This is a genomic window from Streptomyces sp. NPDC002643 (assembly GCF_053592555.1).
In genome coordinates, this window is sequence record NZ_JBSFVY010000046.1 from 1 (window position 1) to 23,214 (window position 23,214).

The window sequence follows — 23,214 nt, forward strand, 5'->3', positions numbered from 1 at the left end:
CGTACAGCCGGCTCAGCAAAGTTCACGCCATCCAACCCCCGAGCAGTACGTCCGCCTGCGACGGACTGACACACCGGCCCGGCCCCGACCCACCCACCACCCGTAGGCGAACCACCCCCACCCGCAGGCGCCCTCGGACCGCAACCCACCCCAGGGGCAGTCTCCGTTGGCTCTCGGTGCACTCTTCGCGTGTGTGAGTGTCGGCTTTTGGTTCGCTGTGTGCCGTTGTCGGTGGTGGCGTGTAAGTTCTTCGGGTCGGCGGTTCACCGGACGAAGCCTTTCCGGCCGTTCCACCACGCGCTCTCCGGGTTGATTCAGGCCTCCCGGAGAATTCGAGGATTTCCCTCCCCGTCCGCCGCAACCGCGCGGCGGACGGGGAGCGTCTTTCACGGGCGCCCTTCGGCGGGGCTGGGCGCCGCACACTCGGGGCATAGGGGAAGAGCTGGTACGCATGAGGGCGTTCGACGCGCTGTCCGGTGTTCGGTCGGTCGTGCAGACGGGTGTGCCAAGCGCCCCGACCGCCACGCCCGCCGTACCCACCGGTGGGGTGTGTGCCGTACGAACACACGGGGTGGTTGGCGTACAAACACGTGCTCGGTCTGACGCAAAAGTGATGCCCGTCCCGTACAACCCCCACGGGGGGACACGGGTCCAACAGGCGTGGCAGAGGTACTCGACTTCACCGCGGTACAGACGAGGGGCACCGCCCTGCGTCCACCCCGACGTCCCCGCATGCCCGGTCCGCCCGGCGGCATGCCGGTGATCGCGCCCATGCCCGCGGCGCGGCCCACCCGCATACCCAGTCAGCGCGACGGCGCGGAGGACACCTCGACGGTGCCCGCCTCCGGTACGACGGTCGACCATCTCACCGAGACGTACCGCGCCCACTACCGCTCCCTCCTCGGCCTCGCGGCCCTCCTCCTCGATGACACCGCCTCCTGCGAGGACGTCGTCCAGGAGGCGTTCATCCGCGTCCACTCGGCGCGCAAGCGCGTCCGCGACCCGGAGAAGACCCTCGCCTATCTGCGCCAGACGGTCGTGAACCTCTCGCGCTCCGCCCTGCGCCGCCGCATCCTCGGCCTGAAGCTGCTGTCCAAGCCGATGCCCGACATGGCGAGCGCGGAGGAGGGCGCGTACGACCAGTTGGAGCGCGACTCCCTCATCAAGGCGATGAAGGGACTCCAGCGTCGGCAGCGCGAGGTCCTGGTGCTGCGCTACTTCGCGGACATGACCGAGGCCCAGGTGGCCGAGACGCTCGGCATATCGCTGGGCTCGGTCAAGGCGTACGGCTCCCGAGGCATCGCGGCGCTGCGCGTCGCCATGGAGGCGCCGGCATGAGGGGGAAGGCCAGGGACGACGGACCCGACAGGCGCGACGAGCACGATGAGCTCGGCGCCCGTCGGCGGGCCTCCTGGGGACGCCGGGACGACGAGCGCGTCGGGGGGCGCGGCCCCGACAAGCACGAAGAATCGCCATCGCATGCTGGGAACGGAACTGTGAATCACGGCCCCGAAGAACAAGGCCCCACCAAGGGCCAGACCAAGGGCCAGGATCTCGAAGGCCGCACTCCGGACGAGCCGGGCCAGGACGCCCCGCGGTCGGAGGGGATGAGCACCGCCTACGGCCGGGGGGCGCCCGCTCAGGGACCGGACGGCGGCGGGCCGGACGGCGGCGGGCTGAACGGCCATGGGTCGGGCGGCCACGGGCCGGGCGGCCACGGGCTGAACGGTCATGGGTTGGACGATCACGGGTCGGGCGGCCACGCGCCGAGCGGTTCGGTGCCGACAGGCGATGCGTCGCCGGCCCTCGGCGGGAGCGACGCCGACGAACTGGTGCTGCGGAATCTGCTGCACCAGGCGGTCGCGGAGATCGAACCGCGCGACGGGACGCTGGAGCATCTGCGGCGCGCGGTACCGGCCCGGCGGGCGCGCAAGCGTCAGGCCGTGGTCGGCATGGCGGCGGCCGCGCTGTTCATCGGCACCGCGATCCCGGCCCTCGTCCATGTCTCCAACTCCACCGGCTCCGAGATCAACCCCTCAGCCGTCGGCAACGGCTCGCAGACCCAGGGCGGTTCGGGAGACGCCAAGCCGGAGTCCGGTCAGAGCGGTTCCTCGGGCGGCTCCTCCGGCGGTGCCGCGGAGTCCGGCAAGGGCGGCACCAAGGACAAGGACGACGAGGGCAAGGGCCAGAGCAGCGGTTCCGGGAGCGGCGGCACCGAGACGACGCCCGCGACCGAGAGCATCCCGGCCTGTACGTCCGCCCAGCTCAGCGGCAGCGGAAGCACGGGTTCCCCCGACTCCGTGGGCGCCGTCTACGGCACCTTCCGCGTGTCCAACGTCTCCGGCGACAGCTGTCTGGTCGCCGGCGCGGGCGGTGTGCTCACGACGCCGCAGGGCGCCGCGGACCCGGCCAAGATCACCACGGCGGACCATGTCGCGGGCGACGTGGCCACCGGGCTGCCCGACCCGTCGCTGTCGCCCGCCGAACTGGTGCTGGCGCCGGGGGCGTCGTACGAGGTGCAGTTCGCGTGGGTGCCGTCGGAGACCTGCCCCACCGTCAGCGACCCGACGGGTGGCACCACGGGCGGTGAGGAGCCGACTCCGGACCCGACGCCCACGGAGGAGGAGGGAACGACCTCCGGCACCACCACGACCGAGGGCAGCACCACCAACTCGGCGACCACCCAACTCCTCACGGAGGACGGCGTCGCCGACGGCAGCGTGCTGGTCTCCCACACCGTCGAGGGCGGGGTGGCGACGGTCACGGCGACGGTGAGCAACGCGTGTGCGGGGACGGTGTATCGGACGGGGTTGCTGGCGACGTCTTGACCCCGCTGGAACCCGCTGGCCCCCGGTTCGCCCAGTAGCTCGGGGCCTGGGGAGGTTCGGCGGGCGCGGGTTCGTTGTTGGCTTGTCGCGCCCACGCGGCGGAGCCGCAAATCGACACAGCCCCGCGCCCCTTATCGGGGCTTCGCCCCTTCAAGGGGCTGTGGCCCAGTCGCCGCCTCGTCCGTGTCGAGGACCAAGCCCAGCTCCTCGTCCCGGACGAACTCCACCTCTCGGCGGAGGAGGCGGAACCACATGAAGACGACGAAGCCGGCGAAGACGAACCACTCGCCGGTGTAGCCGAGGTTCTGGAAGGCCTTGAGGTCGAGGCCGGTGCCCTGGGGCGCGGTGGCGGGCACCGCCTTCATCCCGGAGTCCGCCTTGTCGAGGGTGATCCACGCGTCGTACAGCTTGTCCGGCACCAGATTCACCAGCGCCGCCGCACTGATCGCCCCGGTCTGCCCGGCCGGGAGACCACCCTGAACCTCCACCCCGTTCGTCCCGGGTGTCTCGGAGGCCTGCAGCGCGCCGGTCACCGTGACCTCGCCGGTCGGCGCGGCCGGCGCCCTGTCGGGGTCGGCGGTGCCGGGCAGCCAGCCCCGCACCACCGGCAGGGAGCGGCCGTCGTCGGTGCGCAGCAGCGTCAGTACGTAGAAGCCGTTCCGGTCGTCCAGCTTCCGGTTCGGCACGAGGAGCTGTTCGCCGTACCGGCCGCTCACCGTGGCCGACTCGCCGGAGGTCTCCTTGTCGACCGGCAGCAGCGCGTTCAGCGGCCGGGCCGGGGCGCGGTCGGCCGGATCGATCCGCTCGGTCGCCGCGCGATGGTCCGCGATCCGGTCCTCGAACCGGCTCAGCTGCCACGACCCCATGAACACACAGAAGGGGATGGCGAGCAGCACGAAGACGTTGATCCCCCACCAACGGGGCGTCAGCAGAAACCGGTACACGCCTTCCACCGTACGGTGCCCGAGTCGGCGGCCCGGCCGCGGGGTCGGAAGTTATCCACAGGCTGGGGGCCTCGGGAGCGGATTGTCGGGCGGGCGGGGCAGTATGGGGCCATGACTGAGAGCAACGGGTCCACCCCGCAGGAGCAGAGCGGGCAGATGCCCGACTGGGAGAAGAGGTTCCGGGCGCCGAGGGTGTCCCTGCCCGACTGGGCGGAGGACGCGCCGCACCGCTCGCTGTTCGTCTCCAACGCGACGGGGACGTACGAGCTGTACGCGTGGGACCGGGGGACCGGTGAGCAGCGCCAGGTGACGGACCGGGCCAACGGTACGACGGACGGTGTGCTCTCGCCGGACGGCGAGTGGATCTGGTGGTTCGACGACAAGGACGGCGACGAGTTCGGTGTGTGGCGCCGCCAGCCCTTCCACGGCGGCCCCGACGAGGAGGCGACACCGGGCCTCGACCCGTCGTACCCGGCGGGCCTGGCGATTGCCCGGACCGGTGGTGTGGCGATCGTCGGCCGCTCGACGGACGAGGACGGCTCGACGATCCATGTGTCCCGGCCGGGCGCACCTCCGGCCGAGATCTACCGCCACCGTGAGTCGGCCGGGGTGGGCGACCTCTCGCACGACGGCACACTGATCGCGATCGAGCACACCGAGCACGGCGACGCGATGCACTCGGCGCTGCGCGTGGTCCGAGAGGACGGTACGGCGGTCGCCGAACTGGACGACACCAAGGGCGGCACGGTCGAGCTGGGCCTGGAGGTCATGGGCTTCGCCCCGGTCGACGGGGACACCCGGCTGCTCATCGGGCATCAGCGCAGCGGCCGTTGGGAGCCGATGGTCTGGGACGTGGCCTCCGGGGAGGAAACCGATCTGGGCCTGGCCGCCCAGCTGGAGGGCGACCTGAGCGCCGAGTGGTATCCGGACGGCTCCGCCCTGCTGGTCGCCCACAGCTTCGAGGCCCGCAGCGAGCTGTGGCGCTATGAGCTGGCCACCCGCCGTCTGGAGCGCGTGGAGACGCCGAGAGGCACGGTCTCGGGGGCGACGGCCCGCCCCGACGGCAGCGTGGAGTACCTGTGGTCGTCGGCCGCCGAGCCGCCGGTCGTCCGCTCCACGACCGGCGAGGTGGTTTTGGACCCTCCGGGGATGAAGAGCCCGGGTTCGGTCCCGGTGGAGGACGTATGGGTGGAGAGCCCCGGCGGCCGGGTCCACGCCCTGGTCCAGCGCCCGCCGGGCGTCGTGGGCCCGTACCCCACCGTGTTCGACATCCACGGCGGCCCGACCTGGCACGACAGCGACGCCTTCGCGGCGGGCCCGGCGGCCTGGCTTGACCACGGTTACGCGGTGATCCGCATCAACTACCGGGGCTCGACGGGCTACGGGCGGGCCTGGACGGACGCGCTCAAGCACCGCGTCGGCCTGATCGAGTTGGAGGACATCGCGGCGGTACGGGAGTGGGCGGTGAGCACCGGTTTCGCCGACCCGGCCCGACTGATCCTCACCGGCGGTTCCTGGGGCGGCTACCTCACCCTCCTGGGCCTCGGCGTCGAGCCGGACGCCTGGACCCTCGGTATCGCCGCCGTCCCGGTGGCCGACTACGTCACGGCGTACCACGACGAGATGGAAGCGCTCAAGGCGATGGACCGCACCCTCCTCGGCGGCACCCCGGAGGAGGTCCCCGAACGCTTCGAGGCGTCGTCCCCCCTGACGTACGTGGACGCGGTGAAGTCCCCGGTGTACATCTCCGCCGGAGTCAACGACCCTCGCTGCCCCATCCGCCAGATCGACAACTACGTCGACCGCCTCGCCGCCCGCTCAGCCACCCACGAGGTCTACCGCTACGACGCCGGCCACGGCTCCCTGGTGGTGGACGAACGCATCAAACAACTCCGACTGGAACTGTCGTTCGCACAGCGACACCTGGGTTAGGGGGCCGACTCCTGGGGGCGGCTACGCGGCTGCGCCAACTACGGACCCGCCGCGCCCGCTGGCACAGCTCCCCGCGCCCCTTGTCCCAAGGGCGAACCCCGATTTTTTTTGAGGGCGAAGCCCGAAAAAAGGGGCGCGGGGCTGTGTCGATTTGCGGCTCCGCCGCGTGGGCGCGACAAGCCCCAACGATCCCGCACCCGCCAACCGTCCTTGATCTCCGAGCTATTGGGCGGGGGGCCAGGGGCGCAGCCCCAGACGGGGGTCGAAGGGGGCACCGCCCCTGGGGATGGGACGGGTAGGGGCGGCGGGGGCGAGAAACCCTGAATCAGACCGCCACCAACCCAGACGCCTCCCGACCCCCCAACCCCCCTTCACTGGCCACCACCATCTCCATCAACGCCGCCCGAGCCCGAGCCACCCGAGACCGCACAGTCCCCACAGGACACGCGAACACCCGAGCCGCATCCTCATACGACACCCCCCACACCTGCGTCAGCACAAACGCCTCCCGCCGCTCCTCCGGCAACACCCCCAACAGATCCACCAACGCGATCCCGTCATCGAACCCCGGCACCCCCCGAGGCTGCGCCCGCTCCACGGCCACCCTCCAGTCGGCCACATCCGCCGCCCTCGGCCGCACCGCCGCATACCGAAAACTGTCACTCACCGCCCGCCGCGCGATGGACAGTAACCACGTACGCGCGGAACAACGGCCCTCGAACCGATGCAGACTCCCGAGCGCCCGCAGAAACGTGTCCTGGGCCAGATCGTCGACGGCCTGCGGATCGGCGCAGAGATGGGCGACGAACCGCCGCACATCACGGTGGAGCGCGCCGACGAACCGTTCGACGGCCTCGCTGTCACCGCCGCGTGCGGCGAGCGCCCAGGCGGTGATGGAGTCATCGACCGACACGGACGGCGCTACCGAGGGCGTCGGCGCTACCGAGGCCGAGGGCGAAGGCGCGGCGGACGGTGAGGGCGCGGCGGACGGCGAAGGCGAGGTCGGCGCCGACGTTGTAGGGGTGATCACCTGGTGTCCTTCTGGGTCATCCGGGAGCCGAACCACCGACGGACCGAGCGTGCGCACGGAGCCGTGGCCGCACAGGCACTGCGTACGCAGACCTGCGGCAACACGGACCGGGCCGGATCGGGCCGGTCGACGGTCCGGTGGGAAAGGGCGGCCGTACGGCTGCCGCGCGAGCGTGAGTGCGTAAGTGCGTGAGTACGGGAACGCGAGCGCGGAGACGGCGTACGACCGAAGCCCGAGGCTGAGGCGGAGGAGCGGTCACACGGCTACGCGCGCTCGCGGAGTTCCGCCGCCTCGGGGCACCGGCTGTCGTCAGTCGAAGATGACAGCGGTTCCTGTGGGTGGCCCTCGAAGGGTGATTGCGTGGACTAGGAGAAGCCGCCGCAGTGAGCAGCGGTCGGAACGGCGTCGGCGTACGCGCGGCCGGGGCCGGCGGGGCGGGGCGGGCAGGGCGAACATCAGCCGGAGCGGTGCGGCCAGCCAACCGGCCGTGGCCCGCAGCAGACCGAAGAGCGCCCGTTCCCCATGGGCCAGCCACAGCCCGCACAGCAGCGCGGCCAGCAGATGCGCGGCGATCATGCCGGACGAGGAGGAGGCCAGCGAGGCGAACGCGGGCGAACCGCCCAGGAGATCGGGGACGACGTGGTCGGCGTGCCCCACATGACTCATGTGCCCGATCGCCCCGGAAGCGCCCGCGGACCCCGAAGCGCCCACGGACGAAGCGCCCATCGACCCCAACGCGCCCGGCACACCCGTCGGCTGGGCCCAGGAGAACCCCGCGTGCAGTGCCGTCTGGGCGGCGACCACGACGGAGACGATGAGCGGCAGACCGCGTTCACGGCCGGCCAGGGACCAGCCGACGGCTCCGGTGAGGACGGCCCCGGTCGCCAGGGCCCACCACGGGACATGGTCGCCGGACATGAGCACGTGCCCCAGCGCGGCGAGCAGCACACAGACAGCCGCGAACATCGCGGCCCGTACGGTGCGTGAACACCACCCTGCGATCATGGCGCCCCATCCTCGCGTCCGGACACCGGCCGACTCCCCGTCCCTCCGTCCCTCATGAGTACGGATGTCCACCCCTCGTCGCACTCACACCGTCAACTGTGATCCGGATCACGAAGGAACCGGCCATCTTCGTGAGGCAGTCTTCTGACTCGTGGGGAGCCCATCGCAGCACAACGACCAGAACAGCCGGGACGACCGGAGCGGCCGGAACAACGAGAACAGCCGGAACGACCGGGACGACCGGAGCAATCAGAACGGCCAGACCGGCGAGGCCAGTTCGAGCGCTCCGGAGAGCCCGGCCCGTCCCGCCGGTCCCGCCCGTCCCGCCGGTCCCACCGGCCCGGTCACTCCCGGGGCACGTCTCGGCCTGGGCGGCCCCCGCAGATCGGGCGACGCGACGGCCGACCCCGGCCCGCGCCCCGGCTCCGGCTCTGCCCCCGGCACCGGCAGTGGCCCCCGTTCCGGCGCCCACATGGTCGTCTGCGGTGACGACGGGCTGGCGCACCGCCTCTCCGCCGAACTGCGGCATGTGTACGGAGAGCAGGTGACCCTGGTCGTACCGCCCACGGTGACGGTCGCCCAGCGGCCGGTGGTGGGCCGGGCCAGGGCCGCCGCGGCCCTCTTCGACCGGGTCTCCGCAGTCGTCAACCGGGCTGCGGGCAACGGTGATGCGACGCCCGGGGACAGGACGGCGGCCGGGGACAGGGCGACGCCCGGGGACAGGAGGAGCGGCGGAGCCGGCGGCGACCGGGGCGCACGCGCCCAAGCGGGTGAGCGACTCCTGGAAGCCGGTGAGGCCACCGAGGACGTGCTCGCCGAGGCCGGTGTGGAGCGTGCCGCCGCGCTGGCGCTGGTCTATGACGACGACGAGACCAACATCCGCGCCGCCCTCACCGCCCGCCGGCTCAACCCCCGACTGCGGCTGGTCCTCCGCCTCTACAACCGCCGCCTGGGCCAGCACATCGAGGAACTCCTCGACCAGGCCTCGGCGTTGGCCACCGGCGGCACCGGCGAGGGGATCGGCGGAGTCGGTATCGACGGCGGAGTGGACGGACTCGGCGCCTCCACCACCGTCCTCTCCGACGCCGACACCGCCGCCCCCGCGCTGGCCGCCACCGCGGTCGCGGGTACCTCCAAGGTCGTACAGACGGACGGCCTGATGCTGAGGGCCGTGGAACGGCTGCCCGGACAGACCGACCGGAGCACGGGCGGCCCCGGCCTGTGCACCCTCGCGCTGCTGTCGGCGACCACCAACGACCCGGCCGGAGCGGACGGTTCGGAGAGCAGCGGGGAACGCGGCCCCCGACTCCTCCCGGACGAACGGGCGGTGGCCGAGGCCGCCGGACGCGGAACCGTCGTCCTGGACACCGTGCGCTACGCGGGCCCCGCCGACCCACCGAGCCGGGGAAGAAGCAGGAACTCCCTCGGCCCACTGGGCCCCTTCGGCGCCCTGGGCCTGCTCGGCTCCTTCCGATCACTGTTCTCCCGGCGGCTGCGCTGGTCGCTCGCGGGCCTGCTGGCCTGTGTGTTCGCCCTCGCCGTGGCCCAGATGGTGGTCACCGGCGAACATCCGCTGCGGGCGACCTACGTCACCCTCCTCGACCTCTTCGCCATCAACGACCCGGCGACCGAGGGCAGCGAACCGAGGAAGGTCCTCCAACTCCTCTCCGGGCTCATGGGGTTGCTGTTGCTGCCGGTCCTGCTGGCCGCCGTACTGGAGGCGCTCGGCACCTTCCGCAGCGGAACCGCCCTGCGCAGACCCCCACGCGGACTCTCCGACCACGTCGTCCTCCTCGGCCTCGGCAAGATCGGCACCCGTGTCCTCGCCCGGCTGCGCGAACTGCACATCCCGGTGGTGTGCGTGGAGGCCGACCCCGAGGCACGCGGGCTCGCGGAGGCACGGCGGCTACGCGTACCGGTGGTCCTCGGCGATGTCACCCAGGAGGGCGTCCTGGAGGCGGCCAAGATCCACCGCGCCAACGCCCTCCTCGCCGTCACCAGCTCCGACACGACGAACCTGGAGGCGGGCCTGTACGCGCGTTCGGTACGCCCCGATCTACGCGTCGTGCTCCGCCTCTACGACGACGACTTCGCCACCGCCGTCTACCGCACCCTCCGCGCCGCCCACCCGAACGCCCTCACCCGCAGCCGCAGCGTCACCCACCTCGCCGCGCCCGCCTTCGCCGGGGCGATGATGGGCCGCCAGATCCTGGGGGCGATCCCGGTCGAACGCCGGGTCCTGCTCTTCGCGGCCCTAGAGGTACGCGGCCACCCCAGACTGGAGGGCCGCACGGTGGCAGAGACGTTCCGCCCGGGAGTCTGGCGAGTCCTGGCCCTGGACACGACCGCCTCCGACCCCACCGACCCCGAAACCTGGGCCCCGGGCGAGGGCCTGGTCTGGGACCTCCCCCCGACGTACGTCCTCCGAGCCGAGGACAGAGTCGTACTGGCGGCAACGAGACGGGGCCTGGCAGAACTACTGGGCCGCAGAGCAAGGGAGGGGGCAACTTCGTAACCCCTGGCACACCAAAGGGGCGCGGGGAACTGCGCGAGCAACCACATCCAACCCGCGGCCGCCCGAACACCGAACCCCCCGAGCTATCAGGCGCCCATCTCAACAACCTCGTGCTCACAACTCCCGTCAACCCCATACGCACCCCACGACGGAAACGGATCGACACCCGAGAACGATCCGTCCCCCTCCCGCACCAAACACCCCTCCAACGCCGAGCGCAGCTCATCCCCCCGCAACCCGACCCCGATGAACACCAACTCCTGTGCGTACGCCGCCTCGTCGTCCCGCGCGGCCGCCGGCTCGAACCGCGCCACGGACCCGGCCTGCGACCACAGCCCGACCACATCCGGCCGACTGGCCAGCGTGAAGAACCCCTTCGAACGCAGCACCTGCCCGAAGTCACCACTGTCCAGCCGCTCGGTGACAAAGGCCCACAGCCGACCGGGATGGAAGGGCCGCTCGGCACGGAAGACGGCCGACGAGATCCCGTACTCCTCGGTCTCGGGAACATGGTCCCCGTTGAGCTCCCGCACCCACCCCGGCGCCTGCTGGGCCCGATCGAGGTCGAACAGCCCGGTGTTCAGGACCTCCGCCACCGGCACCCGCCCATGACGGGCCGGGACGAGACGCGCGGCCGGGTTGAGACGGCTCAGCGCGGCGGACAGCCGCTCGGCGGCGGCCGCGTCCACGAGGTCGAGCTTGTTCAGGACGATGACGTCGGCGAACTCGATCTGGTCGATGAGCAGATCGCTGACGGTGCGCTCGTCGTCCTCGTACTGATCGAGGCCGCGACCGACGAGTTCGTCGCCACTCTCCAACTCCGGCAGGAAGTTCGCGGCGTCGACGACGGTCACCATGGTGTCGAGCCGGGCGAGGTCGCCGAGGGTGGCCCCGTCGTCGCGGGCGAAGGAGAAGGTCGCGGCGACGGGCAGCGGTTCCGAGATCCCGGAGCTTTCGATGAGCAGATGATCGAAACGCCCCTCGCGGGCCAGCCGGTCCACCTCCTCCAGCAGATCGTCGCGCAGGGTGCAGCAGATGCAGCCGTTGGTCATCTCGACCAGCCGCTCCTCCGTGCGCGACAGCGCCGCCTCGCCGCCGCGCACCAGCGCCGCGTCGATGTTGACCTCGCTCATGTCGTTGACGATGACCGCGACCCGCAGCCCCTCGCGGTTGCCGAGGACATGGTTGAGCAGGGTGGTCTTGCCCGCGCCGAGGAAGCCGGACAGCACGGTGACGGGCAACCGGCGTCGGCCTCCGGCGCCGGGGCGGTCGTGCGTCACGGTCACGGTCGTCATGGCCTCAGCCCTCGGGGTGGATCAGCCCGCGCTCGTACGCCTTCAGCAGCCGCTGCGGTACGAGATACGTGGCGCCGTCGACCGTGAACGGCACCAGCTGCGGTGTGCTCGCCTTCCACTGGGCGCGACGGTGACGGGTGTTGCTGCGGGACATCTTCCGCTTGGGCACGGCCATGGGGCTCTCCTCGATAGACGACGCACCGGACGACGCCCCGCACGCTACATGAAAATGGATTCCATTACGAAAAGGGTCCCGCTCCCTCACGTCCCCTCTCGCCCCCGATGAGCAGCCGCGCCCGCGCCCCCGTATTGGGAGGAGAGGCCGAACCGGCCCGCGCACCACTGCCGTACCCGTACGGAGGTACCGTCCCCCGTGGCCATTTCCAAGGAAGCCCCGCCCGGGAACCCGCCCAGGACCTCGCCCGGCGCTCCACCCGGAACCCCTCCCCGCGCCGACCGGCAGCTCAACTCCCCTCTCCTGCTCACCATGCTGCTGGTCCTGGCGCTCGTCGCGCAGGGCCCGTTGCGGCGGGCGCTCGCCGCGCCCGTGACGCAGAGCTGGATGACGGTGTTCGTGGCGGTGGTCGTCCAGGCGCTGCCGTTCCTGGTGCTCGGGGTGCTGCTGTCGGCGGTGATCGCGGTGTTCGTGCCGGCGTCGTTCTTCGCGAGGGCGCTGCCGAAACGGCCCGCGCTGGCGGTGCCCGCGGCGGGCATGGCCGGGGTCGTGCTGCCGGGCTGCGAATGCGCGTCCGTCCCGGTGGCGGGCGCGCTGGTACGACGGGGCGTGACCCCGGCCGCCGCCCTCGCCTTCCTCCTCTCGGCCCCCGCGATCAACCCGATCGTGCTGACGGCTACCGCCGTGGCCTTCCCCGGCGACCCGGAGATGGTGTTGGCCCGTTTCGTGGCGAGCCTGCTGGTGGCGTGCGCGATGGGCTGGCTCTGGCAACGGCTCGGCCGGGGCGAGTGGATGCGCCCGCCGGAGCGGCCCTCCTACGAAGGGCTCGGCAAGGGTGCCGCGTTCTGGGGCTCGGTGCGGCACGACGTGATGCACGCGGGCGGCTTCCTGGTCGTGGGCGCGATGGCGGCGGCCACGCTCAAGGCGGTGGTCCCGGCGAGCTGGCTGAACGCCGCCGCCGACAACCCCGTCGTCGCCGTCCTCGCCCTGGCCGTCCTCGCCGTACTCCTCTCCATCTGCTCGGAGGCGGACGCGTTCGTCGCCGCCTCCCTCACCCAGTTCTCCCTGACCTCCCGGCTGGCCTTCCTGGTCGTCGGTCCGATGATCGACCTGAAACTCTTCGCCATGCAGACCGCCACCTTCGGCCGCGCGTTCGCGCTCCGCTTCGCCCCCGCCACGTTCGCCCTCGCGATCCTGGTGTCGGTCCTCGTCGGGGCGGTGCTCCTGTGAACCGCCAGGCCCAGACCGTCCTCCTCTTCCTCACCGGCGGCGCCCTCCTCCACGCCGGCTTCACCGACCTCTACCTCCGCTACGTCAAGGCGGGCCTGCGCCCCCTGTTGATAGGCGCGGGCGTGGTCCTGATAGCCGCGGCACTGGCGACGGTCTGGTACGAACGCCGCGCAACCCGGCGCCCCCAGTCCGACGCCCCCCACCACGGACCGGACGCCCCCCAGCCGGACCACGACTCGGACGACTCCCCTCCCCACCACGAACCCCGGGTCTCCTGGCTCCTGGTGCTCCCCCTCCTCGCCCTGGTCCTGGTCGCCCCGCCCGCCGCCGGCTCCTACACGGCGATGCGCACCGGCTCGGCCCTCCAGGAACAGCCCTGGGGCTACCCCGAACTCCCCGCCGAGGGCCCCCTCCGCCTGAGCGTCGCGGACTACGCGGGCCGCGCGGTCTACGACAAGGGCCGGGGCCTCGCGGACCGCCCGCTCAAGGTCACCGGCTTCCTCGCCCTGGACGGCGCCGGCCACCCGTACCTCGTCCGCATGGCCCTCAACTGCTGCGCCGCCGACGCCCAGCCCGTCAAGATCGCCCTCTCCGGCCGGCTCCCCACGGTCCTCCAGCCCGACACCTGGATCGAGGCCACCGGCACCTACACCCCGACCCGCACCAAGGACCCCCTCAACGGCACCACCGTCCCCTACCTGACCGTCACCACCACCCGCCCGGTCAAGGCCCCCGAGGACCCGTACGACGAGGCCTGGAACGGCTGACGGGAGCGGCACCCCTCTGGCTAGCTGACGGTCCGTCAGTTACCGTCGCCCGCAACGTCGTACATGCCGTGACCGAAGGGGTGGACGCCATGCAGACACATTCCCCGAGCCCGCGACCGCCCGGTGCGCCGCGCTGGGTCGCGATGTTCCACGACCCCGAGTCGGACACCTGGCGACCCGGCGCGGAGTCCCCGTACCGCTTCCCCGTCCTGTACGCGGTGGGCGAGATGACCCAGACGCTACGGGCGCGCGGCGAGGCCCCGACGGTGGCGGTGTGGGGGCCGAGGCCGGGCGTGGACGGCCCCGGGTGGGAACGCCAGGAGGCGACGGCCACGGTGTCGCCGCCCCCGCCCGCCGAGGAGGCCGCACCCCCGGCCCCACCCACCGACAAACTCACGGAACGCATGACGGACCGCCGCCAACAAGTACTCATGGCCGGCCTGAGCAAGGCAGGCATCTACGACCTGACCCCGGCAGACACAGCAGCGGTGGAGACTTTGGTGGACACCCTCGACGAAACAACGCTGCGGAGGCTGGCCCTTTGGCTGACCACGGCCAACGGCAATGTTTGAACCGGCCGCAACCTGCCCCTTGATGGGGCGAAGCCCCAAAAGGGGCGCGGGGCTGTGTTGATTTGCGGCTACCGCCGCGTGGGCGCGATCAGCCACGACGCAGTCGCAGCCGCCCAATCACAGAAGCCCCCGAGCTATTAGGCGCCCAGCGAAAAACCCGGCCGCTGGCGACGGGGGATGCACCAGCGACCGGGCTATGGCCAAGGCTAACAAGCCTGCCGCCCCGAAGGGAGCCGACTGTTCGAATGTGTTGAGAAGTTGTGATTGGGATCACTCCCGAGCCACTCATAGCCGCCCCCACCCACAGGCGTCTCACCGCCCGCCTCACACCACACCTCACCCCCCACAAGGCGGCTCATAAGAAAGCCGCGGCAGATACTCGTCCCACTTCTCCCGGGTCAACACGCCCCGCGTGGTCGCACAGATGTGATCGACCGCCGTGTCCACGTCGAGATTCCACAGCCGCACGGTGTCCGCGCCGCTGGAAACCCCCAGCATGTGGGCACCGGGGCTGAAGGAGAGGAAGCTGCCGGTCTTGGCGTCGGGACTCATGGACTGCCCGATGGGGGAGGCGTCGGCGGGGTCGGCGACGTTCCACAGCCGTACGGCGTTGTCATTGCCTCCGCTCGCCAGGGTCCGGCCGTCCTCGCTGTAAGACAGCGACACCACGGCCTCGGAGTGACCGGTGAGCGGGGCGCCCAGCCGGGTCACATGGCCGGGGTCGTCGACGTCCCAGAGCCGGACTGTGTCGTCGTCGCCCCCGCTGGCCAGTGTGCGCCCGTCCGGGCTGAAGGCGAGCGCCTTGACGGGGCCGTGATGGTCGGTGAGGGGTTCACCGAGCTGGGTGGCGTGCCCCGGATCGGTGACATTCCACAGCCGGATCGTGCCGTCCGCGCTGCCGCTGACGAGGGTGCGGCCGTCGGGGCTGAAGTCGAGTTGGAGGACGTACCCCTTGTGGCCGGTGAGCCGCCGGGCGAACGGGGTGAGATGGGCCGGGTCGCTCACGTTCCACAACTGGATCGTGTGGTCGTCGTAAACGGTGGCCAGTGTGCGGCCGTCCGGGCCGAACGCCAGCGCGTCCGTGTACCGGGTGCGCAGCTCGACCGGCGACCGGAGGGCGGCCGGGCGGCCGGGGTCGCCGACGTCCCACAGATGGAGCTCCCGGTTGGAGGCCACGATCGCGAGGGTCTTGCCATCGGGGGAGAAGGCCATGGCGCGATTGCCGCCGTCCTGGGTCAGGAAGGGCTTGCCCAGCGGCACCGGACGGCCCGGTTCCGCCACGTTCCACAGCCGGATACGGCCGTCGCTCCCGGCCGTGGCGAGCACCTTGCCATCCGGGCGGAACGCCCCCTTCCGGCCGATCATGTCCGAGGTCGGCACCGACCACAGCCGGACCTTGCTGTCGCCGCTGCCGGTGGCGAGGGTCCGGCCGTCCGGGCTGAACCCGAGCGCGAACATCTCACCACTCGCCCCGGCCAGCGGCTCACCCACTTTCGACGGGTACTCCGGGTCGGCCACGTTCCACAGACTCGCCGTACTGTCCGCGCTCGCGGCGGCCAGCAGACTCCCGTCCGGACTGAACGCCACCGACCAGACCGGTCCGGTGTGTCCCGTCAGCGGCGACCCGAGGGCGCTCGCCCGCCCGGGATCGGTCACCTTCCACAGCCGTACGGTGTTGTCCGAACTGCCGCTGGCGAGCGTGTGCCCGTCCGGGCTGAAGGCCAGCGAGTGCACCGTGTCCGTGTGCCCCTGAAGCGGCCCGCCGAGCGCTACGGGAGCGCGCCGGTCGCTCACGTTCCACAGCCGTACGGTGGTGTCGTCGCCGCCGGTCGCCAGGGTGCGGCCGTCGGGGCTGAAGGCCACGGAACGCACGGCGGCCGTGTGTCCCCTGAGCACGGCCAGGGCCTTCGGCCGCGCCGGGTCGCTCATGTCCCACAGCCGTACGGTGTGGTCCTCGGCCACGGACGCCAGGGTCCTGCCGTCGGGGGAGTAGGCGAGGAGATAGATCGTGCCGTCGTGGCCGGTCAGGGGCTCGCCGAGGGACTTGGGGCGGGCCGGGTCGCGTACGTCCCAGAGGCGGATCGTTCCGTCGTCGCCGGCGCTGGCCAGGGTGCGGCCGTCCGGGCTGAAGATCGCGGTGCTCACCCAGCTGGTGTGGCCGGTGAGGGGCTTGCCGAGGGCCTTGGGGTGGGAGGGGTCGGCCACGTTCCACAGCCGCACGGTCCGGTCGTAGCTGGCGGAGGCCAGGACCTTGCCGTTCGGGCTGAAGGTGGTGAGGTAGACGGCGCCGCCGTGGCCGAGGAGCGGGGTGGCGAGGGGCGCGTTGACGATGGAGACGAGGCGGTTGTTGGTGCCCTCGTCGCCGGGGCGGAGGTCGTGGGCCACCAGGTCCAGCTGGGCCGAGAGCGACGGATCGGAGTCCTGGACGCGGTCGGCCTCGGCGACCACCTGTTCGAACACGGCGTCGTTGCGCTGCTGCCAGGCCACCACCGCCGAGCCGACGGCCAGCATGGCGAGCACGACCAGCGCGGACACGGCACCCCGGGCGAGCCGGACGTTCCGCTTGCGCAGCCGTACCGAGGCCGCCAGGAACTCCACCGCGTTACGGGTCAGCACGGTGTCGCCGGCGGACTTCGCCCAGGTGTGCGCCTGTTCGAGACGCGAGCCCCGGTAGAGGAGGGAGGAGTCGCGGTCGGAGTCCTCCCAGGCCCGGCCGTCCTCCTCCAGCCGCTGGCGCAGCAGATGGTCGCTGCGGCCCTCGTCGATCCAGCCGCGCAGCCGGGGCCAGGCGTGCAGCAGCGCCTCATGGGTGATCTCGACCGTCTCCGCGTCCAACGTCACCAGCCGGGCCCGGACCAGCGCCTCCAGCGACTCCTCCGTCTTGCCGGGGTCCGTCGACCCGTCGGCCAGCTGCCGTCGGGTGCCCCGCCGCCGGGTCGCCTGGGTGTCCTCGCCCAGCCGCACCAGCCGCAGGAGCAGCAACCGGGCGGCCGTACGGGCCGCCGGGTCCAGCCCCGACCAGGCGCGCTCGGCGGTCGCCGCGACCGCGCCCTGGATACCGCCGGCCGCCCGGTACCCGGCCAGCGTCAGCCGCCCCGCCTTGCGCCGCTGCCAGGTGACCAGCAGGGCGTGCGACAGCAGGGGCAGTACGCCGGCGTCGTGCGCCCCGCGCGGCCCGTCCGCGCTGACCTCCCGCACGATCAGCTCCGCGAGCCCCGGCTCCAGCTCCAGCCCCACCGCCTTGGCGGGCCCGGTCACCGCCTCCCGCAACTCCGCCGTCGTCAGCGGCCCCAGCACCATGTGCCGGTGCTGCAACGCGTCCGCCAGCTCCGGATAGCCGAGGCACTGCTCATAGAAGTCGGCCCGAACACCGAGTACGACCAGCGCGGGCACCGGCTCACCGGCGTGCGCGGGCGTGCACGCCGCGCTGAGCACCTGGATGAACGCCTGCCGAGCCACCTCGTCGGAGGAGAGCGTGAAGGCTTCCTCGAACTGGTCGACGATGATCACGGGGGTGGGGATGGGGGTGGGGGGTTCCACGGGGCCGGGATCGGCACCGGCATCGGCTGTCACGCGGGTCTCGGCATCGGGTGCCACGCGGGCGTCGGCGCCGGAGGGGGCCGTACCCTCCGCCGTGTCGTCGCCACCGGTGTCCGTCGCCGTCCGCTTCGCCCAGGCGGTGATCCCCTCCCGTACCGCGTCGGCGAACCACGGGGTGCCCGGCTCGTACGCGGCGGCGATGACGTGCCCCAGCTCGGGTATGCGGGCGGTCAACTCGGCGAGCGGGTCGGCGCCCGGGACGAGCTGCAGCACGGTACGCGCCCCGCCGTCCCGCAGCGCGGGTACGAGCCCGGCGTTGAGGAGCGACGACTTGCCCGCCCCGGAGGCGCCCACGAGCATGACCAGCCCGCCGGTCGCCTCCGCCGCCGTCAACTGGTCCACCAGCGCCTCGGTGCTCCGCTCCCGCCCGAAGAACCACCGCGCGTCCTGCTGCCGGTACGAGGCCAGCCCCCGGTAGGGACACACCCCGCCGGCGAGCGCGGGAGCCTCGGCCGACGCCCGCCCCTCTTCCTCCACGGCCCCCGAGGCACCCTCGGGGGCCGTGGCACCGCCGGGCCGCTCCCCGGCCGGGTCGGCGAGGGCCCGCTCCCACAGCCGCTGCCACTGGGCGAGGTCGTACAGCCCCTCGGACACCGGCTTGGGCCGCGCCCGACGGGCCTCGGGGATCAGGACGTGCAGTACGGCGGCGAGCGCGGCGAAGTGCGCCGGGACGTTCCGGGCGCGGCGCCAGTCGCTGATCCGCTGGGCCGAGACCCGTACGGGCCGACCACGCTCATCGATCCTCTGCAGCCGGACGACCGAGTCGGAGACGCTCTTCAGGGGAGGATTGCCGGCTTCCTTGTACAGCAGCGCGAGACGTTCCGCGAAGGCTGTGCGAGCCCCAGTTTCGTGGCTCAAAGCATCCTCTCCTTTGCTTCCCCCACCTCTGCTTTCCGGACCGGAAAACTCACTTTATATGCCTGACCTGGGGCTAAGCCGTCCGGAGCCCTCCGGACCCTCCTCGCCGGAGTGGACGCCTGGCAGGATCACATCCATCGGCGAGGCCGCGGCTCGGAACAGGGCAGGCCACCGCCACTCACCCCGACGCCAGGCATGCGGACGCTCTGTGTCTTCAGGGCTTCGTCTTCAGGGCTTCCGGCCGGCCTCGACTCCGACGCTCGACCTCTTCACCGTCCACCGACCGTCTCGGCCGGGTCCCCGACCCCGCCGAGCACCCCCGCGCCGTTCGGCACCGGTCCCCACGTGGGGAGGGACCGGTGCCGAACGAGGCGGAAGCGAAGACGCACGGGCGGCCGGAAAACTCTGGTGGCGGCGAAGCACTCAGGCGGCCGGAACACTCTCGTGGAAGCACGATGAGGCGGCCGGGCCCACCCCCGTGGAACCCGGCCACCTACGTCGGAGGAACACTCTGGTGTGAGTGACTCCCTGGAAAACGTACACCGTAGTTGTGGGCGATCGTCAACTACAGTTGTTCCGTAGCCTCCGATTTCCGTGCTCATCGCGCACCAGAGTGGACGCAGTGACCGCCAGGACAAGGACGTACGGGACGTGACAGACGACGAATCGCCCACCTTCGCGCAGCTGCTGGACTACCTGTTCAAACAGGTCCATCCGGAGAACCGCGGCCCGTACACCTACGCCGAGGTCGCCGAGGGCATCAGGGAGGCTTCGGGCGGCGAGGGCAGGGGGCTCACCGCGAGCGCGATCCAGCAGTTGCGCACCGGCGCCAAGAAGAACCCCACCCGGCACACCATCAAGGCGCTCGCCGACTTCTTCGGCGTACCCGCCGGCTACTTCGTCGACGAGGAGGCCGCCCATCGCACCCGCGCGGAGATCGCCGTCCTCGCCGCCATGCGGGACCAGAACGTCCGTACGGTCGCCCTCCGCGCCAACGGTCTGAGCACGGAGACCCTCCAGATGGTCACGGCGGTGATCGAACAGGCCCGCATCCTGGAGGGCCTCCCGGGCGACACGGAACCGAACGAACCGAACACCCTCAACCTGGACGACTAGGGCACACCCAGGGCACCGCCAAGGCCTGTCACACGCGAGATCCGGCCATTCGGCCGGAGCGCGGAGATCGTCCTTGGAGCGGCCCAGGCATTCGCCTAAGCTTTCGAGCGATTCGGTGCCGGGGATTCCGGATCGCCCTCCGGCCGTACGCCGTACGGGGTCACGCCCTCTTCGGGGCCGACCCGAGCAACGTCAGGACCGGACGGACATGGACCTCGAACGGTTACGTCGCGAGTGCGAGAGGCGCGTGGACGCGCTGCGGCTTCCACACCGGTTCAACACCCGGAACCTCTGTGACGCGGTGGCGGAGTCACGGGGCCGTCCGATCATCCTCCGGCCCCTGAGGACACTCGGCGCGATCGACGCACCCTGCGGCATCCGCCTGGAGACACCCGACGCCGACCTCCTCTTCTACGAGGAGGGGACCTCCGCCCTGCACCAGAACCACATACTCGCGCACGAGGTCAGCCACATCATCTGCGACCACCCCGGCAGCCTGGAGCTGGACGCCGACACCCTGCACGCCCTCGGCTTCAACCCCACCCTCGTCCGGCGGATGAACGGACGCACCAGCTACTCCACGGACGACGAACGCGAGGCCGAGATGATGGCCACCGTCATCCGGCAGCACATCTACCGCGGACGCGAACTCCCCCCGAGCGAGCCCGAGAAGGGCGCCGAGCGCTGGGAGGCCCTGTTCGCCGAACCCACCAGGAAGGGCCGTCGGCACCGATGATCGACTTACTGTTCGGGGGCGTGGCCATCGTGCTCCTCCTCGCCGCCGGCTACTGGATTCGGGGGCGGGGCGGCCACCGGCCGATCGGCACCTGGGCGATGGCCGCGCTGCTGGTGTCCTTCGCCCTCGCGTTCGCCTCGTATGTGTCGTTCGTGGAAAGGGCGGCCGAGAGCGTCGTCCCCGACGCCGGCCGACTGCTCAGCAACTCGTTCACGCTGGCCGCCGCCACCTCCGTCCTGGCGTTCATGCTCCAGCTCAATCTGGAACCCGACGAGGCCCGGCGGAGCATCCGGCTGCGGGTGCTCTTCCTCGGCGCCTCCGTCACCGGCATGACGATCCTGTTCGCCGCCGAGCGGCTGACCGGCGACTCACCCCCAGCTGTACGCGCTCTATGTGCTGATCTACATCACGTATCTGGGTGTCACAGCGAAGGACTTCTGTCTGCAGACCTGGAAGCAGTCCAACCACTCCCGGCGCAGAAGCCAGCGCGTCGGTCTGCGTATCACCGCCGTCGGCTGCCTGTTCGCCCTGGTGTACGCGGCGTACAAGGTGTTCGGTCTGATCTCCATCGGCCTCGAACTGGGCCTCCTCCCGCACGGCGCCCGCTGCTCGACGCCCCTCAGCCCCGTCCGCTGTGTGTTCAGCGTGACGGCGCCGGCCCTGGCCGTGCTCCTCATCACCCTGGGCCTCACGCTGCCGGCGGTGGCCTGGCCGTTCAGCCAGTTCCTGCGCCGCAGATGGGAGTCGCGGTCCTTCGCCGTGCTCGCCCCCTTGTGGAAGGACGTCACCGACGCGACCCCCGAGGTCGTCCTGACCACGTCCGACTCCTCCGAGGACCGGGCGGACGACTCCGACTTCCTCCTCCACCGCCGGGTGATCGAGATCAACGACGGCGGCCTCGCCCTGCGCCCCCACCGCTCCCCGGACGTCCGGGAGAACGCCGAACGGGCCGTCGCCGCACGCGGCCTGACGGGCACCCCGGAAGGAGACGCGATCGTGGAGGCCGCGATCCTGCGAGCCGCCGTCCACGCGAAGCGGACCGGGGGCGAACCGCGCCGGGAACCCGCCCCGCCGGCCGCCGGCGCCGCTTCCCGGGCGGGCGACCTCCGAGCAGAGACCGAATGGCTGCTCCTGGTCGCCCGGGCCTACGCGCAGGCCGATCCCGCACGTACAGCCACTACCGGCACCAATGACACAACTGTCACCACCGGCACCACTGTCACGACAACCGCCACCACCGGCACCGACGAACTGGCACCCTCCGGAACGGACCCGAACGCGTGACCGACCCCCTGCGTGACTCTCTGCGCGATCCCGTGCGTGACCCTGTGCCCGATCCCGTGCGTGACCCTGTGCCCGATCCCGTGCCCGATCCCCTGCCTGACCCTCTGTCCGATCCCGTCCGTGAGCCCTTGCACGACCCGAGGTTCCTCGCCGACCCCTACCCGGCCTACGCCCGGCTGCGCGACACGGCCCCGGTCCAGAAGGTCCCCACGGGGTCGGCAGGACGCCCCAGCTACCTGGTCACCGGGTACGCGGAGGCCCGGGAGGCCTTCACCGATCCCCGCCTCTCGAAGAACACCGCACGCTTCTTCGCCGGCCGTCCCTCGCAGCGGGACCTCCACCCGGCCGTCTCCCAGAACATGCTGGCCAGCGACCCCCCGGAGCACACCCGACTACGGGCGCTGGTGACCAGGGCGTTCACCACCGGGGCGGTGGCACGGCTGCGCCCCCGTATCGCCGCCCTGGTCGACGACCTGCTCGACACCTGGCCGGAGCACGGACGGGTCGACCTCGTCGAGAGCCTCGCCGTACCGCTGCCCGTCACCGTCATCTGCGAACTGCTCGGTGTGCCCGAGGCCGACCGCGGGCGGGTGCACACCTGGTCGGGCGAACTGTTCGCCGCCGGGGACCCGGGGCGGATCGACGCCGCCTCCCACGCCGTCGCCGACTATATGACCGACCTGGTGGCCGCCAAGCGTGCCGCACCGGGCGAGACCCTGCTCGACGACCTCATCGCCGTACGCGACGGCCAGGACCGGCTGACCGAGGACGAACTGGTCTCGCTGGCCGTGCTCCTGCTCGTGGCAGGCCACGAGACCACCACCAACTTCATCGGCAACGCGGCCCTGGCCCTGCTCCGACACCCGGAGGCCCTCGCACGGTTGAGGGCCGAACCAGGGCTCGTCGCCGACGCGCTGGACGAGTTGCTGCGCTACGACGCGCCGGTGGGGATCGCCACGTTCCGCTACAGCACCGAGGCGTTCACCCTGGGCGGCATCGAGATCCCCGAGGGCGTCCCGGTCCTCATCGCCCCCGGCGCCGCCAACCGCGACCCCGCCCGCTTCCCGGACCCCGACCACCTGGACCTCGACCGAGCGGCCACCGCCCACCTCGCCTTCGGCCACGGCATCCACCGCTGCGTAGGAGCCCCCCTGGCCCGAGCCGAAGCCGAACTCACCCTCACCGCCCTCCTCACCCGCTTCCCCGACCTCCGCCTGGCCGTCCCCCCCAACGAACTGACCTGGCGCCACACCCGCCTGACCCGAGGCCTCACGTCCCTACCACTCACCGTGTGACACCGAACGGGGCCCGGGAACGACCCTCGACC

At 71.7% G+C, this 23,214-nt stretch carries 18 protein-coding genes; 11 read left to right on the forward strand and 7 right to left on the reverse strand.

Annotation, left to right across the window (positions count from 1 at the left end; translation table 11 throughout):
• Positions 1-732: 732 nt before the first annotated feature.
• Both ACWD4G_RS40735 and ACWD4G_RS40740 read left to right on the forward strand, forming a co-directional pair.
• Positions 733-1,338, forward strand: coding sequence for a SigE family RNA polymerase sigma factor (locus ACWD4G_RS40735; RefSeq protein ID WP_451302892.1), 606 nt, complete (start codon positions 733-735; stop codon positions 1,336-1,338).
• A 158-nt stretch (positions 1,339-1,496) separates the two neighbouring features.
• Positions 1,497-2,828 (forward strand): hypothetical protein, encoded by a 1,332-nt coding sequence (locus tag ACWD4G_RS40740; protein WP_451302894.1) that lies wholly within the window; start codon positions 1,497-1,499, stop codon positions 2,826-2,828.
• Between the two features lie 131 nt (positions 2,829-2,959).
• Here ACWD4G_RS40740 and ACWD4G_RS40745 read toward each other — a convergent pair whose 3' ends face one another.
• Positions 2,960-3,772 carry an SURF1 family protein gene (locus ACWD4G_RS40745; protein WP_451302896.1) on the reverse strand — a complete coding sequence of 271 codons (813 nt, stop codon included), beginning with the start codon at positions 3,770-3,772 and terminating at the stop codon, positions 2,960-2,962.
• Positions 3,773-3,883: 111 nt separating this feature from the next.
• On the opposite strand from ACWD4G_RS40745, the gene ACWD4G_RS40750 reads away from it, so the two are divergent.
• Entirely contained in the window at positions 3,884-5,704 is a 1,821-nt protein-coding gene (locus tag ACWD4G_RS40750; RefSeq protein WP_451302898.1) for a S9 family peptidase, read from the forward strand.
• 325 nt (positions 5,705-6,029) lie between these two features.
• On the opposite strand, the gene ACWD4G_RS40755 is transcribed toward ACWD4G_RS40750, so the two are convergent.
• Together ACWD4G_RS40755 and ACWD4G_RS40760 are read right to left on the reverse strand one after the other, a co-directional pair.
• On the reverse strand, positions 6,030-6,617 hold the full coding sequence (locus tag ACWD4G_RS40755; RefSeq protein WP_451302900.1) for a sigma-70 family RNA polymerase sigma factor: 588 nt from the start codon (positions 6,615-6,617) through the stop codon (positions 6,030-6,032).
• A gap of 426 nt (positions 6,618-7,043) precedes the next feature.
• The gene (locus tag ACWD4G_RS40760; protein WP_451302902.1) at positions 7,044-7,739 is read right to left on the reverse strand and encodes a hypothetical protein; all 696 of its coding nucleotides are present in this window, start codon (positions 7,737-7,739) and stop codon (positions 7,044-7,046) included.
• A gap of 472 nt (positions 7,740-8,211) precedes the next feature.
• Between ACWD4G_RS40760 and ACWD4G_RS40765 the strand changes: the two genes are divergently transcribed.
• Positions 8,212-10,254, forward strand: a complete 2,043-nt coding sequence (locus ACWD4G_RS40765; protein WP_451302975.1) for an NAD-binding protein — start codon at positions 8,212-8,214, stop codon at positions 10,252-10,254.
• 86 nt (positions 10,255-10,340) lie between these two features.
• Here the strand turns inward: ACWD4G_RS40765 and ACWD4G_RS40770 are convergent, their stop codons facing one another.
• Both ACWD4G_RS40770 and rpmF read right to left on the reverse strand, forming a co-directional pair.
• Positions 10,341-11,549, reverse strand: a complete 1,209-nt coding sequence (locus ACWD4G_RS40770; RefSeq protein WP_451302904.1) for a GTP-binding protein — start codon at positions 11,547-11,549, stop codon at positions 10,341-10,343.
• Positions 11,550-11,553: 4 nt separating this feature from the next.
• Positions 11,554-11,724, reverse strand: a complete 171-nt coding sequence (gene rpmF / locus ACWD4G_RS40775; RefSeq protein WP_451302906.1) for a 50S ribosomal protein L32 — start codon at positions 11,722-11,724, stop codon at positions 11,554-11,556.
• A 198-nt stretch (positions 11,725-11,922) separates the two neighbouring features.
• Here rpmF and ACWD4G_RS40780 point away from each other — a divergent pair, with 198 nt between their 5' ends.
• The 3 genes from ACWD4G_RS40780 (at position 11,923) to ACWD4G_RS40790 (ending at position 14,293) form a co-directional block, all read left to right on the forward strand.
• A complete protein-coding gene (locus tag ACWD4G_RS40780) occupies positions 11,923-12,954 on the forward strand; it encodes a permease (RefSeq protein ID WP_451302908.1) in 1,032 nt (343 codons plus the stop codon).
• A complete protein-coding gene (locus ACWD4G_RS40785; RefSeq protein ID WP_451302910.1) occupies positions 12,951-13,721 on the forward strand; it encodes a TIGR03943 family putative permease subunit in 771 nt (256 codons plus the stop codon). Before ACWD4G_RS40780 ends, ACWD4G_RS40785 begins: the two co-directional genes overlap by 4 nt.
• An 89-nt stretch (positions 13,722-13,810) precedes the next feature.
• Positions 13,811-14,293, forward strand: coding sequence for a hypothetical protein (locus tag ACWD4G_RS40790; protein WP_451302912.1), 483 nt, complete (start codon positions 13,811-13,813; stop codon positions 14,291-14,293).
• Positions 14,294-14,629: 336 nt separating this feature from the next.
• Here the strand turns inward: ACWD4G_RS40790 and ACWD4G_RS40795 are convergent, their stop codons facing one another.
• Positions 14,630-18,751, reverse strand: a complete 4,122-nt coding sequence (locus ACWD4G_RS40795; protein ID WP_451302914.1) for an nSTAND1 domain-containing NTPase — start codon at positions 18,749-18,751, stop codon at positions 14,630-14,632.
• A gap of 651 nt (positions 18,752-19,402) precedes the next feature.
• Between ACWD4G_RS40795 and ACWD4G_RS40800 the strand changes: the two genes are divergently transcribed.
• Together ACWD4G_RS40800 and ACWD4G_RS40805 are read left to right on the forward strand one after the other, a co-directional pair.
• Positions 19,403-19,867, forward strand: coding sequence for a helix-turn-helix domain-containing protein (locus ACWD4G_RS40800; protein ID WP_451302916.1), 465 nt, complete (start codon positions 19,403-19,405; stop codon positions 19,865-19,867).
• 208 nt (positions 19,868-20,075) lie between these two features.
• Positions 20,076-20,603 (forward strand): regulator component, encoded by a 528-nt coding sequence (locus ACWD4G_RS40805; protein ID WP_451302918.1) that lies wholly within the window; start codon positions 20,076-20,078, stop codon positions 20,601-20,603.
• A 49-nt stretch (positions 20,604-20,652) separates the two neighbouring features.
• Here the strand turns inward: ACWD4G_RS40805 and ACWD4G_RS40810 are convergent, their stop codons facing one another.
• A complete protein-coding gene (locus tag ACWD4G_RS40810) occupies positions 20,653-20,850 on the reverse strand; it encodes a hypothetical protein (RefSeq protein WP_451302920.1) in 198 nt (65 codons plus the stop codon).
• Positions 20,851-20,996: 146 nt separating this feature from the next.
• Here ACWD4G_RS40810 and ACWD4G_RS40815 point away from each other — a divergent pair, with 146 nt between their 5' ends.
• Together ACWD4G_RS40815 and ACWD4G_RS40820 are read left to right on the forward strand one after the other, a co-directional pair.
• Positions 20,997-21,887, forward strand: a complete 891-nt coding sequence (locus ACWD4G_RS40815; protein ID WP_451302922.1) for an MAB_1171c family putative transporter — start codon at positions 20,997-20,999, stop codon at positions 21,885-21,887.
• A 128-nt stretch (positions 21,888-22,015) separates the two neighbouring features.
• Complete coding sequence (locus ACWD4G_RS40820; protein ID WP_451302924.1) at positions 22,016-23,182, forward strand: cytochrome P450 family protein; 1,167 nt, start codon at positions 22,016-22,018, stop codon at positions 23,180-23,182.
• Positions 23,183-23,214 lie beyond the last annotated feature (32 nt).

Excerpts from the sequence above, each read along its gene's own strand:
- ACWD4G_RS40735 (WP_451302892.1), top strand. The coding sequence starts at position 733 with ATGCCCGGTCCGCCCGGCGGCATGCCGGTGATCGCGCCCATGCCCGCG.
- ACWD4G_RS40750 (WP_451302898.1), top strand. The coding sequence starts at position 3,884 with ATGACTGAGAGCAACGGGTCCACCCCGCAGGAGCAGAGCGGGCAGATG.
- ACWD4G_RS40760 (WP_451302902.1), bottom strand. The coding sequence starts at position 7,739 with ATGATCGCAGGGTGGTGTTCACGCACCGTACGGGCCGCGATGTTCGCG.
- ACWD4G_RS40765 (WP_451302975.1), top strand. The coding sequence starts at position 8,212 with ATGGTCGTCTGCGGTGACGACGGGCTGGCGCACCGCCTCTCCGCCGAA.
- ACWD4G_RS40770 (WP_451302904.1), bottom strand. The coding sequence starts at position 11,549 with ATGACGACCGTGACCGTGACGCACGACCGCCCCGGCGCCGGAGGCCGA.
- rpmF (WP_451302906.1), bottom strand. The coding sequence starts at position 11,724 with ATGGCCGTGCCCAAGCGGAAGATGTCCCGCAGCAACACCCGTCACCGT.
- ACWD4G_RS40790 (WP_451302912.1), top strand. The coding sequence starts at position 13,811 with ATGCAGACACATTCCCCGAGCCCGCGACCGCCCGGTGCGCCGCGCTGG.
- ACWD4G_RS40805 (WP_451302918.1), top strand. The coding sequence starts at position 20,076 with ATGGACCTCGAACGGTTACGTCGCGAGTGCGAGAGGCGCGTGGACGCG.
- ACWD4G_RS40810 (WP_451302920.1), bottom strand. The coding sequence starts at position 20,850 with ATGAACGCCAGGACGGAGGTGGCGGCGGCCAGCGTGAACGAGTTGCTG.